The organism is Agrobacterium sp. 5Ca39 (genome assembly GCF_055382365.1).
In genome coordinates, this window is the sequence record NZ_AP026437.1 from 400,818 (window position 1) to 413,422 (window position 12,605).

Annotated in this window: 8 protein-coding genes and 1 pseudogene; 4 read left to right on the forward strand and 5 right to left on the reverse strand. The window is 57.5% G+C overall.

What is annotated here, in order from left to right; all coding sequences use genetic code 11:
• Nucleotides 1–109: 109 nt before the first annotated feature.
• The 4 genes from ACZ47E_RS15640 (at nucleotide 110) to ACZ47E_RS15655 (ending at nucleotide 5,581) form a co-directional block, all read left to right on the forward strand.
• Nucleotides 110–2,989: a PAS domain-containing protein gene (locus tag ACZ47E_RS15640; protein WP_416172020.1), complete on the forward strand. Its 2,880-nt coding sequence runs from the start codon at nucleotides 110–112 to the stop codon at nucleotides 2,987–2,989.
• A 104-nt stretch (nucleotides 2,990–3,093) separates the two neighbouring features.
• Nucleotides 3,094–3,480 (forward strand): response regulator, encoded by a 387-nt coding sequence (locus ACZ47E_RS15645; protein WP_035211007.1) that lies wholly within the window; start codon nucleotides 3,094–3,096, stop codon nucleotides 3,478–3,480.
• Between the two features lie 226 nt (nucleotides 3,481–3,706).
• Nucleotides 3,707–4,621 (forward strand): MBL fold metallo-hydrolase, encoded by a 915-nt coding sequence (locus ACZ47E_RS15650; protein ID WP_035211008.1) that lies wholly within the window; start codon nucleotides 3,707–3,709, stop codon nucleotides 4,619–4,621.
• A gap of 210 nt (nucleotides 4,622–4,831) precedes the next feature.
• Nucleotides 4,832–5,581 carry an SDR family NAD(P)-dependent oxidoreductase gene (locus ACZ47E_RS15655; protein WP_035211009.1) on the forward strand — a complete coding sequence of 250 codons (750 nt, stop codon included), beginning with the start codon at nucleotides 4,832–4,834 and terminating at the stop codon, nucleotides 5,579–5,581.
• Nucleotides 5,582–5,592: 11 nt separating this feature from the next.
• Here ACZ47E_RS15655 and ACZ47E_RS15660 read toward each other — a convergent pair whose 3' ends face one another.
• The 5 genes and pseudogenes from ACZ47E_RS15660 to ACZ47E_RS15680 all read right to left on the reverse strand — a co-directional run bounded on the left by ACZ47E_RS15660 (nucleotide 5,593) and on the right by ACZ47E_RS15680 (nucleotide 12,135).
• Nucleotides 5,593–6,441 (reverse strand): helix-turn-helix transcriptional regulator, encoded by an 849-nt coding sequence (locus tag ACZ47E_RS15660; protein WP_051634479.1) that lies wholly within the window; start codon nucleotides 6,439–6,441, stop codon nucleotides 5,593–5,595.
• A 368-nt stretch (nucleotides 6,442–6,809) separates the two neighbouring features.
• Nucleotides 6,810–7,646: an alpha/beta fold hydrolase gene (locus tag ACZ47E_RS15665; RefSeq protein WP_060942326.1), complete on the reverse strand. Its 837-nt coding sequence runs from the start codon at nucleotides 7,644–7,646 to the stop codon at nucleotides 6,810–6,812.
• Nucleotides 7,647–8,404: 758 nt separating this feature from the next.
• Nucleotides 8,405–9,316: an MBL fold metallo-hydrolase gene (locus ACZ47E_RS15670; RefSeq protein ID WP_034499518.1), complete on the reverse strand. Its 912-nt coding sequence runs from the start codon at nucleotides 9,314–9,316 to the stop codon at nucleotides 8,405–8,407.
• A gap of 648 nt (nucleotides 9,317–9,964) precedes the next feature.
• The gene (locus ACZ47E_RS15675) at nucleotides 9,965–10,549 is read right to left on the reverse strand and encodes a glutathione S-transferase C-terminal domain-containing protein (RefSeq protein ID WP_035211011.1); all 585 of its coding nucleotides are present in this window, start codon (nucleotides 10,547–10,549) and stop codon (nucleotides 9,965–9,967) included.
• A 522-nt stretch (nucleotides 10,550–11,071) separates the two neighbouring features.
• A pseudogene (locus tag ACZ47E_RS15680) lies at nucleotides 11,072–12,135 on the reverse strand (nucleotidyltransferase family protein).
• Between the last annotated feature and the right edge of the window lie 470 nt (nucleotides 12,136–12,605).

Consider the following 12,605-nt stretch of genomic DNA (forward strand, 5'->3'; position numbering starts at 1 on the left):
GACGAGGTTCGCCGCCTGATTTTTCCAGTTATTATCGGGCGTCAGGTGTTGAACGCACGTCCGGTCCTGGGTTCGGACGGAGATGTTCGGGCGAAACGGAGCGTTGGTCTTGAATATCGGTAGGCACTTATTTGATGCAGCGGGCCTTCGCGGGCTGAGCGACCGGTTGCAGTCTGTTCCGGTTCGACCGCCCGACGCGCGTTATCTTGGATTTTTCTTTCTTTCCTATCTCGCTGGTTGTGGCTTAGCCCACCTGCTTGCAACCGTACAGGGCACGGGAATTTCAGTCTGGCCGCCGGGAGGCCTTTTTATTGTAACCCTTCTCTTCACGCGCAAGTTCACCTGGTTATGGTGGATCGCAACCGGATTGGGCGCTGAAATGACAGCGAACATTCTTTGGTTTCGCAGCCCGTCCTCCGCAGCCCTGCTGATATATTTCGGCAATGCGCTGACGGCGGTGGCCGGAGCACTAGTTGTCAAGCGCGTTCTCGGACCTGCCCCCCGGTTTGATACGTTGAAAGGCGTCCTGGCCCTGCTCTTCCTCGGCGGGGGATTGGCGCCGGTTATCAGTGCAACGGTCGGGAGTTTCGCCCTTGCCCGGCTTGGCATCCCGCCGCAATCCTTCGCTACCGCGTGGGCGTTCCGGTGGCTCGGCAATGCGACAGGCGTGCTTACGGCCGCGCCGCTCGTGATAGCGGTATTCCAGAGCTGGCAGGGGGACGGCGTCATCTCGACCCGACGTTTTTGTGAGGCGGGCGCGCTTGGACTGGTCCTGTTCGGCCTGACAGCATTTCTCGTGAAGGGTTATCTGCCATTCGCCTTCATCATAGTGCCGTTGTTACTCTGGGCAGCGTTGCGATTTGCGTTGCAAGGTGCGGCGATGGCCGTTGCTGTACTTGTTGCGCTCGCTGCCCTGTCTGCGGCGCCGGCAGCCGGTCCGGCCTCTGCCAGTCATTTTGCAGAAGAGCATCGACAGTTAGTCTTGCAGCTGTTTCTGGCAGTTTCTTCTTTTTCGACCGTCGTGGTTGCAGTCGTTTCAATGCAGCAAAAACGCGCTTCGCGTACACTCGAGGAAAGTCTTAATGCACTAAGGAGCAGGGAGCGGGATTTTTCACAGCTGGTTGATCTGGTGCCGAGTTACCTGTGGCGGCTCAGTGCGCGAGGTGACCCCGTATTTTTCAGCAAAAGAGTTGTCGATTTCCTTGGCGTGCAGGTTGGTGATTACGACACCGCAGAGAAAAAGGGCCTGGCGGCCTTTATCGACGCTCTGGTTCATCAAGACGACAAGGACTCGTTTGCGGGTGCGTTGCAACACTCGATTGAAACGGGCGAGCCGTTCTCACTTAAGTACCGTCTGCGCGGGGCCGACGGCAATTACCGTTGGGTCCTGGGGCGAGCCGAACCCCTGCGCGACGACGACGGCGAGATTATCCAGTGGTATGGGCTTTCGCAGGATATCGAAGATCAGGTCCGGTCGGAGGCGGCTCTCCATCAAAGCAAACAGCAGCTGGAGCAAATGCTCGAAGCGGTGCCATTCAACGTATTGAGCTTCTCCCCGACCGGACAGATGACCTACGCCAGTCAGAGATACCTGAACCAGGCGGGGACGCCATCTTCTCACGTTAAGGACTTTGACGCCCTTGCTCTGGAGGTCGTCCATCCCGAGGACTTCCTCGTGATGTTTGACAGGGCCAAGCATGGGTTTGCAACGGGCGAGCCCTTCACAAATCGATTTCGCCGGATTCTCAGGGATGGATCCTACCGCTGGATCGAGGCTCGCGCACAGCCGTTGAAGGACAAAGAGGGGACTGTCCTTCAATGGTATATAGCGTCGATCGACATTGAAGAGGAGATGAAGGCCCAGGAGGCGCTGCGCGAGCGTGAACGCTTCTTGTGGCAACTGGTGGAAACGTTACCGGCGATGATTGACTGCGCGGCGCCGAACGGAGAGCCGCTCTACCGCAGCCAGCAACTCAGGGAGTTCCTGGGATATAATCTGGATGCGCTGGATGGCAGCGGAAAATCCCGTCTGGACGGTACGCTTGACGCAGGTGTCCATCCCGACGATGTGGCAGGGGTTAAAGAGCAATACCACCATTGCCTGTTGACAGGCGAGCCCTATGCCCGTCGGCATCGGTTGCGCCGCCACGATGGTGAGTATCGCTGGGTAGAAACCCGCGCCGCTCCGATGAGGACCGAGACGGGAGAAATTGTTCAGTGGAATGTCATCTGTCTCGATATCGACGGAGAGGTTCGCGCCCAGGAAAACCTTCGCATGGCGCAGGACAGTCTGGCACGCGCCAGCCAGGCGGCCAGTCTCGCTGAACTCTCTGCATCGATAGCACATGAGGTTAACCAGCCACTTGCGGCCGTAATGAATTACTCAAATGCGTGCCAGCGCTGGATGACGATGAACCCTCCGAACATCGACAGGGCAAAAAAAGCGGTTGATCGCATTATTCACAGCGCTAACGCGGCCGCCGATGTCGTCAGCCGTATTCGTGCCCTGTTTAAGCAGGACAGAAACACGCGCGACTGCACTTCTCTCGACGAAATTGTGTTCGAGATGCGCGATCTTGTTTCGTTCGAAGCCGCACGACGGGGTATTCGCATCGAGCTTGATCTCGAGATCGGTTTGATGCTCAAGCCCTTCGACCGCGTCCAGATACAGCAGGTCGTCATGAACCTCGTCCGCAACGCGATGGACGCAATGGCGCCCGTCTCGACGAGGAAAACTGTGACGGTCAAGGTCTACGGAACGGGTGACGAGGTGCGGGTTTCCGTCATCGATCGGGGCCGGGGCGTTCAGTTTCCGGCCAAAATCTTCGAACCCTTTTTCACAACAAAAGATCAGGGAATGGGTATGGGCCTTTCAATCTCCCGCTCGATTGTGGAAGCGCATGGCGGCCAGCTATGGGCTGAAAGAAATGAACCGCACGGGGCGAACTTCATTTTCAGCTTGCCTGCTGCACAGATCGACCTCGGTTAGTCGTGGCGGTGAGGCGTGCAAGCGAACGTTACCCGGGCGAGGGACGTTGGCTGAAAGATCGAAAGATAGCGAATTCGGGAGTGCCGCGGTCTATGGAGGAGAGAATGAACCTAGGCGCGGCAGTGATTGCAGTCGTCGACGATGATCCCCAGGTCCTGGAATCCCTTCAGGAACTGCTCGAATCCGCTGAGTTCATCCCAAGAACCTTTTCGTCGGGCGCAGCGCTTTTGGCCGAAGGAATGGCAGACATAGACGTCCTGATAACCGACATCGGGCTGCAAGATATGGACGGTTTTGAGTTGCAGGCCTGTGTGGAGGGCAACTACCCTCATATTCCGGTATTCCTGATCAGCGGGCGACACGAGAAACTCTATCGGAAATCATTCGGGCCTGAGAGGCCTGTTCTGCGAAAGCCGTTCGACGGAAATGCGTTGCTGGAGGCAATCCGGCAAGCTCTTGCGAAACGGGACCGCAGTTCGATCCGTTCATAGATGGCATGGCCTGCAATTATGTGCGGTGTCCTACGCGGATCGCGCGGTGCAATACGCAAAAGGCTAGGCTGACCTCATAGACCGTCCAGTCGACCGCCCCCTGACAGCCTCATAAACTGGGCGCGCAGTCTCGTGTCCATACGTTTCCTGTTCCGAAACAGGGGTTCCGGCCACAACAGCTGACTGCCGCAAAATTCCGCTTATTCCAACCAAACAGGAGACAAGCATGAACGCAAGTACCGCTTTACGCGCGAAAGTTGGGACAGAAGAACTGGTTCCGTCGCGCTATGCCGTTCAAATCGGTGAAATTGAAGTCCTGGTCATCAGCGATGGCGTTCTTCCGCTTCCGACGAAGATGCTCGGTCACAACGCCGACGCTTCCGAGCGCGCCGCCTGGCTGGACGAGATGTTTCTGCCACCAGACGCTTTCGACTGGTCGCTGAACGTCGTCCTTGTTCGTCACGGTGAGCAAACAATACTGATCGATGCAGGTCTTGGGCTCGACCCCGATCTTAACCTGCCAAGAGCAGGACAGGTGATCAGACGGCTCGAAGCGGCGGGAGTGGACCTTCGATCCGTCACCGACGTCGTTATCACGCATATGCATATGGATCATGTCGGCGGCCTTCTCGTCGAAGGTGTTAAAGAACGGCTCCGGCCGGACCTGCGCATCCATCTCGCTGCTGCTGAACTCAGCTTCTGGGAAAATCCCGATTTCACGCACGTGAACATGCCCCAGGGTTTCCCTGACGCACTCCGTGCGACAGCGAAGAAGTTCGCCTCGGAGTATCGGGGATTCATCCAGACTTTCGTCGACGAATATGAGGTCGCGCCAGGTGTCGTAATTCACCGCACGGGCGGGCACACGCCGGGACACAGTGTGGTGCGTGTTTCGTCGGGAGGTGACCGGTTGACCTTTGCGGGTGACGCGATTTTCGCCGTCGGCTTTGATCATCCCAACTGGTACAACGGTTTCGAGCACGATCCGGAGGAGGCTGCGCGCGTTCGGCTCAAACTCCTGAGGGAGTTAGCCGACAGTGGCGAGCAGCTGGTCGCCACGCATCTTCCATTTCCTTCGGTCGGACGAGTGGCGACAGACGGCGACGCGTTCCGCTGGGTCCCGGTGTTCTGGGATTACTGAACAAATAAACCGGAATGAGAGGGCCGCATGCGATCGACCTGGGCGCCGTCGCGTGCGGCCTTTTGCTGTTCAGCCAGTCGCTCAGCCACCGAGCGGTGTCACTGACCGACCGACGGGCCGCGGGAGCGGGAAGTTGCTTCCGCGGCCGCCATCCGGCGCGTGCCTTTCGCCGCCGGTGAACTCACTTCTATTTTAATGGGAAACAGAGACATGCAGCATCTGAGTGGCAAAGTCGTTGTAATAACCGGCGGTAATAGCGGGATCGGCAGGGCGACCGCTCAACTCTTCGCGGAGGAAGGCGCCGAGGTGATTATCACGGGACGGCGAGCGGACGTGTTAGAACAGGCCGTTGATGAAATCGGCCACGGTGCGGTGGGCTTCGTCGCTGACAGTGCTGATCTCGACCATCACAGGAGACTTGCCGACTTCGTCGCCGGAAAATTTGGCCGGTTGGATGTCTACATGGCCAACGCCGGTATCATCAATCTGACGACGTCAGTTGACGTCACGCCGGAGGACTATGATCGGCATTTTGCCATCAACACGCGAGGGGTGTTTTTCGGAGTACAGGCCATGTCGCCGTTAATACGGGATGGTGGAAGCATCATCGTGACCAGCTCCCTTGCCGCGACCAAGGTGCTGCCCGATCACACGGTCTATGCCGGCTCCAAGGCGGCTGTCGCAGCATTTGCGCGGAACTGGGCAATCGAGCTGAAACCGAGGAGGATCCGGGTCAATATCCTGAGCCCGGGGCCCGTGGAGACAGCAATCCTGGAGAAGTTGGGCGTTCCCGAAACCCTGCTCCCGGCTTTCGAGGAGCAGATGGCGTCTCTTATTCCTGCCGGTCGCATGGGGCGACCGGAAGAACTAGCGCGTGCGGCTCTTTTTCTTGCGTCGGACGCGGGAAGCTTCGTCAACGGCATCGAACTTCACGTTGACGGAGGCATGACGCTCGTATGAGGCGGACTGACTCAAAGAATTGCATTTCGCCATTCGCTCGGCGTTAGTCCCGTGTGACGTTTAAATGCGACGCTGAATGCGGTCAGCGTCGCATAGCCCAGTTGTCCCGCAACGTCTGTTATCAGCACGCGCGGGTCCCGAAGCATTCCCATCGCTTGCTCCAGCCGCCTCTCCCGCAGCCACTCATGCGGGCTCACCCCCGTACTTTTCTTGAATGCCCGGCAAAAATGGAACCGCGACAGGTTCGCTTCGGCGGCGAGCGCCCCGAGTGAGAAGTCGAGTTCGTCGTCCGACGCCAGCCGTTCCAGGACTGTTCGTAACACGTGCGGAGCAAGGCCGCCCGAGGCTCTCCCCGGATCTTCGGCCGCATGATCGGGACCCTTTAGAAGATGAACCGCGATCAGTGACGTGATCTGCTGGCGATAAAGCGCCTCCAGGAAGGAGGGATTGTCCGGCGATCCCAGCGATTTTTCCAGGAGCGCCGCCAGGAACGCGTCGGGCCGGGCCGTGATCTCGATCAGCGAGCGAGTAGATCCCGGACACTCCTGCGCGATATGATCGAGCAGTTGGGGTGCCATATAGAGCTGGACGATATCCATCGGACCATGGATGTCCCAACGGGAACTGGAGCCAGCGGGTATGACGGTGATGGTTCCTCTACGCCCCATGGCGGAGCGGTGGTCTCTCCCGGAGACGCGTTCGAGGCGTTGCATCGCGCCGAGATAGGTCATTACGACATGGTCGGACATCGGCTTTACGACATCGTGAAACGGTTGATGTTTCCAGCGGGCTAAACGGGTCTCGAAAGGGTCATGAATATTAAGGGATTCAATCGGCGGGGTTCGCAGCACTCGCTCCATTTCCTTGTCCGCTGGAACTCCCGACACAGATTGGCCGGCGAAACTGCTCGTCGCCTCACCAGTCTCTGATTGACGGAAATTTGTCCTTAGGCGAACCACGTGCGCGTCCTTCTATCGGCTCCATGTCGAGAACGAGAAAGAACGATACGGGACAGCGCGCCGATGAGGTATCATCCAACAGCCTAGGTTCATCTCGGCGATCGTGGAGCGAGGCTATCCGGATACGAAGAGAGCTTCCCCCATTGCACGAGGTGTCCCATGTCCAATGGTGTCAGAATTGGCGTTTGCTATATGAACAGCGATATCCCTGTGAGATGACTGTCTGGCGCGGGGAGGCGGTGTCAGATCGCGCACCGCCTCCCGACAGTTCAGCTTTTGACAAAAGCGAGGAGGTCCGTGTTAATCAGTTGCGAGTGCGTTGTGCACATGCCGTGGGGGAGACCTTCGTAAACCCTCAGGGTAGAGCGCTTCAGCAATTTCGCGGACAGCGGAGCGGAGTTGGCGAGAGGAACGATCTGGTCGTCGCCTCCATGCATAACAATTGTCGGGACAGTGATTGTTTTCAGATCCTGCGTGAAGTCGGTTTCCGAAAATGCCTTGATGCCGAGGTAGTGCGCATTCGCGGCGCCCATCATCCCCTGCCGCCACCAGTTTTGGATGATAGCATCAACGGGTTTAACGCCGTCTCTGTTGAATCCATAAAACGGGCCACTCGACAGATTAAAGTAGAACTGGGACCGATTGGCGGCAAGCTGGGCACGAAGGTCGTCGAAAGCCTCTATCGGAAGGCCTCCGGGGTTGTTGCTCGTCTTGACCATTATCGGCGGTACAGCACCGATGAGAGCCAACTTCGCCACCCGACCCTGAGGCTGTCCATGTCTGGCGACGTAATGGGCGGCTTCGCCGCCGCCTGTGGAGTGACCGATGTGGATCGCGTTGCGAAGATCGAGATGCATTGCGAGCGCGGCGACGTCCGCAGCGTAATGGTCCATGTCGTGGCCGGCGCCGGTTTGGCTCGATCGTCCGTGGCCACGCCGGTCATGTGCAATCACACGATATCCCTTGCCGAGGAAGAACAGCATCTGCGCATCCCAATCGTCAGCGGAAAGCGGCCACCCGTGGTGGAAGACCAGCGGCTGACCGTCCCTGGGACCCCAGTCCTTATAAAAAATCTCGACGCCATCGGCTGTGGTCACATAATTCATTTGACGATTTCTGCCTTCGATTGCGGCGGCTGCCACGTCAACTGTCTTTGCAATTGCCCGGGCCGGCGCGGTTGCAACCAGCGGCGCGGACAGGCCCAGCAGCAGCAAGTTACGACGAAAAGGTACCGGAGGCGCAACAAGAGCGTCGTGGCAGGGTGTTCGAGTGGTGCGAAGGGTGTCATGCATGGCCATCTCCATTTTGTGAGGCTGTTTACGGAGACGTTTTTAGGCGAAATAAGAAGGACGCGACCTTGCCGGATTGCTGTGTGTGTTGCTTGATTGCGGAATTTGCGGCGAAAACACTCCAGCATCCGATCGCCTACGGCCCTCGCTGCCCAGGTTTCGTTCCACGGCTGTAAGGGAACTTGGCAAAATTGCCCAAGATTCGGGTAGGGACCGGTTGACGACTCGGCTTTTGACGAATTGGTGGACCTTCATCATCAGTCAAGGCGGGATGCCGCGTGGCGCGGTATGAATGACAATCTTTAGGCAAAGGAACAGGGCAGGTTTCCAGCCTGACGTTCGGCTAAACGCGTATAGGCATTCATACGGGTCGCTCGCATGTGCACTACAGCAAGAGCTGGAATCAGAACTCACCGGCGACGCCTTAGCGGGCCGATGGCTCTTAACTTGCTTCTTGTAGATATCCCGCGGGGTGTGAAAGCAGGCGCGCGCTCACAAACGGTCGGCCGTGCATTCAAAAAAACGCCGCCCTGCGATGCGGCAGGACGGCAGGGAATCGTTATGACAGCTGTTGATCAGTAGTCCCAGGGTGCCGGCACCCAACGATACAGCTTTTCAGAAGGTGCGACCCGTCCCAGGGATGGAAATGGCAAGTGTGTCGACACAAGCCAGGAACCCGTTCCGGCCAGTTCCGCCATAAGCCGAAGGCGGACATTTGTAGCCTCCTCGGGGTCATGCTCAAATCCATTATGCCATTCAGGATGGTCAAAGGAGACAGGGAACAATGCGTCTCCTCCAAACATTAGTTTTTCGCCATTCGAAGAGATACGCACCACGCTGTGGCCCGGAGTGTGGCCGCCGGTTTTCGTGGCCACGACACCAGGCGCGATCATTGTCTCGTGTTCGAAGGTCATCAGGTTATCTGCGTAGACCGAAAGAAATTCTCTTGAGGCACTGCGCGCAAGCTCCGCAAGATCCGGCGGCATCGCAGTGCGCGAAAAGTCAGGGTTCGTCCAAAACGCGGCTTCCGCCGCGGACAGATGAACGCGAACGTCTCGTGCAAGGCGATCCCTCACACCTTGTACGAGAAGGCCGCCAACGTGGTCGAAGTGCATGTGCGTCAGCACCACATCGGTCACCGATGCCAGATCGACGCCCGCCGCTTCAAGTCGCGCGACAAACTGGCCTGCCCGAGGAAAGCTGGGGTACTCTTCGCCTAAACCGCTATCGATGAGTATTGTCTGATCGCCGCTACGGACGACAACGGCGTTCAAGGCCCAGTCGAAAGCGTCGTGATCGAGAAACCGCTCATCAAGCCAGGCATTACGGGTTTTTGGGTCCGCGTTCGTGGCCATGGACTCTGCAGGCGGCGTCAGAATGCCGTCGCTTATGATGATCACCTCGATGTCGCCAACGTTAACAACATACCTGGACGGGACTATCTCGTCTCGCGCGGTCCTAAGGTTCTTGTTGAGTTTGGAATTCATTCTTTGCTCCGGTAACGGGAAGGTAAATGGAAGGCTTGCGTCGCGTTCTGGACTCTGCAAGCCGCCGTCATTTTAGTCTTCCCCAAAGGAACGTGTGAGCTCGACATGGGTATCGTTGCCTACCACCAAAGCGCTACTCGGTTTCAAGCTTGGCGATGCTGTCCGGCATTTTTCAAGGAGAAAAACCGTGCTTACTGTGTGCTTCTGACGTCCCCTGTTAGACAGCCGGCGGGAGGGGATCGGCCTTTGGTGTCTACGCAAATTGCAGTTCAGTAGAATGCGATGCCCGGCCCGTCAACCTGCGTCGGGAGTTATGGCGTTCGCGCACTTAAGGCTTTCGTCCGCCAACCCGCCGTAACACAACCTCTCGCGGCGGATGGTCTGGTTTGTCACGGGCTTCCCCGCCAGAGACATGTCGGGCCGCCACCGACAGCTATTGAGGACATTGAAAACCGCGTATACCGCGGCACTCTGTGCGCGTCTGCCCGTTCCTGCCGCTGAACCACAGGTCGACATCAGACCGCTACCATCGGGTCTGAAGGCGAAAGAACGCCGGTTGCGGTCCGGCAGAAACGTCGCTGGTGCGGTGGCACTGAAGATCGTCCCTGGCACTAACTGTCGCTGATGGTTCTCGCGCCAGCAGTTTTGTCAGATGAGGCCCTCTGCAGCCATAGCTGCACCAACGTTGGGACGCCTCTTTAGCATGTCCCGGTACTCGACGAGATGCGTCTCCACATTGAGCGAATAACGTTCTGCCCACAACAGCATCACAAACAGATAGAAGTCCGCGACAGTGGGATTGTCTCCAAAAAGAAACTCGCCTTTGAAGTTCCGCGACAGGAAACGGAACTTCGGTCGCAACGATGCCTCGGCACGCGCAACCTCCTCGGCACCTCGATGAGACCAGAGGGATTCAAAGCCCTGATGCAACTCCGACGAGATGAACGCGAGGGTCTCGAGCAGCCTTGTTCTTCCAAGCGGTCCGCCAACGCCCACGCTTGGATACATTGCGGCGACCCAGTCGAGAATTGCGACATTCTCGCTGATAACGTCTCCGCTGTCCAAGACCAGCGCTGGTACGTACCCTTTCGCGTTGATCTGCCTGAAGTTTTCACCAGACGACGTCATTTTGGTTTGAAGATCAACGCGCTCGATCTGGAAATCGGCACCCGCTTCTCGGAGAGCTATATGGTCTGAAAGGCTGCATGCCCCGGGATAGTAGTATAGTTTCAAGCGAACACTCCTCTTCGATGTTAAAAGGATCGACTCTCAAACTGGTTTGGCCGCTCCTGGACCTCGGAGATTATTGTGCCCGCCACGGTCTGGTAATTAGCCCGAAGGTTAGAGTGATGTAGTCGTGATGTATGTACGACAGGGCAGGGAGATGGTTACGCTGCGCAGTGCGTGCTTCCCGCGATCGTCTACCGCAAACCAAGTGGGCTAGGTCCCGGTGGGGCAAGACGCTTAAAGGGACTCGCTTTATCCCGCCGATCGCGCCGGCATTCTGACGTGAACCTTTTCCTCGGACGATAAGGAAGGCTTGTTGTTTCGCGATGAATGATGCCGCTGACACGCGCACAGGGAAGATCAGAACGGCACTGCAGGGAATATTGCTGCGGCGACGACGAAAACCAATGGCTCCCGAAGCGATCATGCGGTGCTTCAGTCACGACACCCCGAAAGTCAACTCCAACCGGGCGGTTCGGCCCGTCATAGAAAAATATCGACACGACCATCTCCCGGTTTGTCGATACACTACCTTTGCAGCGCAATTTCTAACGTCTCGGGTCCGAGGGCATTTTCGAGGGCTTTCTTGGGTAACCTCAGAAGGCCGTTGACCATGCCCTCTTTCCAGGCATCTCCCCGATCCCACGCTTCCTCCCATGCATCGGCCAGTTCGTCATTATGGCGCGTCTCCACCAAGGCTTGGAAGAGCAAGGCGGCCTGTGAGAGGTCTTTGTCTGCCTTTAGGCGTCCAAGAGCGTCCGATCGCCTTCGAGACGATATGATCAGCTTAGGGACAGCGTACCTCTCCGGGGCTGGGACAAGTACGTTCACGCCTTCGCGGAAGAGAAGCACCGTGCGGACGGGCTCGTAGATCAGGTAATCAAGGAATCGCAGGTTTTCCGCCGAAGCGCCACCGAGTGCAGGCATAGGCGACGGCTTGCCTGTGTATTCCTCCGATCTCCGATTTCCAGTCAGGAACTCAACGCGGTAGCCCCTGGCATTCTGGAAGGCTACGATTTTGGCCCGGTCCGCCTGGTGCGGCACTGCTCGAAAATCGGGATCGACTGACTGAAGAACCTCCAGGATTGGCGGCAGGCTGTCTTTTACCTCGGCCGAAATGGCGAAGTCCTGCGCGAAATCAGCGTCGCCTGTCTGCATAACCGCCGATGGCAGGCGAACGCCGAGCATCCCGGCATAGGTGCTGAATGCCACCGACCCGATAAGAACAGCGCGCAACCGGAACAATCCAGCATCGGCCAAGGCCCGCGTGACAGCGCCCGCAAACGGGTCTGGTCCGGGCAGGCCGGAACGACGCAGAGTGCTGACCATGCGTCTGCGCTCCCGAATGTTGTCCTTGATCTCCTTGTGGGCCTTCACCCGTGCTGTAATCGCCTCGTCGGAGTGCGGGCCGACATATCTTCGTCCTTGCCTTCAGGAGTCGGGAGATCGAAATACCAGTAGTCGCGATCTTTGACGGTTACAGCCACGAACCATCCCTCTAAGGGAAAGTCCGCCACAAATTGGGCGTCGAGCGTTCGTTGGGTCAACTCCGCAAACATTGTGCGGTAGCTGATATCAATCTCTCTCAGCATTATTTCCTCTCGTGCCCGGAAATGCAGTTATAAGGATTTGCCAAAAACTTATAACGACACGGACGCGTGTTAAGGTTATAAGTGTTTGCCAGAAACTTATAACGCCGGCGCTACCCTCAAGGCGAACAGTCGTACACTTCTCCAGCAACATTGCGCGGTTTGATCAGAGAGGAGACAATGCCAGTCCGGCTTAGAAGCGCGAACTACTTGCCGCCGGAGTGCGGCTTTGGCGCGGTCGTATTTGCAAAGTCGCGAACATCGGCTGTCGATGAGGAAAGATGGCGACAACGGGAGTGGCTCCGTGGACGCCGATGGAGCCAGCCTTTCGCTCCGGTACGCTGATCAGACCATCAGCCACCTACACCATAGTCTGGTATCGCACTCCCGCTCAGCGGGGCATAACCTCTTCATCGATGAGCAACGGCTGGCCCAATGAGCGATCGATTGCATCGCGCAGCTTTGCATTGAAC

Bases quoted from the DNA above. Each gene is read 5' to 3' on its own strand.
- ACZ47E_RS15660 (WP_051634479.1), bottom strand. From the start codon at position 6,441: ATGGAGCGAGTGCTGCGAACCCCGCCGATTGAATCCCTTAATATTCAT.
- ACZ47E_RS15650 (WP_035211008.1), top strand. From the start codon at position 3,707: ATGAACGCAAGTACCGCTTTACGCGCGAAAGTTGGGACAGAAGAACTG.
- ACZ47E_RS15655 (WP_035211009.1), top strand. From the start codon at position 4,832: ATGCAGCATCTGAGTGGCAAAGTCGTTGTAATAACCGGCGGTAATAGC.
- ACZ47E_RS15645 (WP_035211007.1), top strand. From the start codon at position 3,094: ATGAACCTAGGCGCGGCAGTGATTGCAGTCGTCGACGATGATCCCCAG.
- ACZ47E_RS15670 (WP_034499518.1), bottom strand. From the start codon at position 9,316: ATGAATTCCAAACTCAACAAGAACCTTAGGACCGCGCGAGACGAGATA.
- ACZ47E_RS15665 (WP_060942326.1), bottom strand. From the start codon at position 7,646: ATGAATTATGTGACCACAGCCGATGGCGTCGAGATTTTTTATAAGGAC.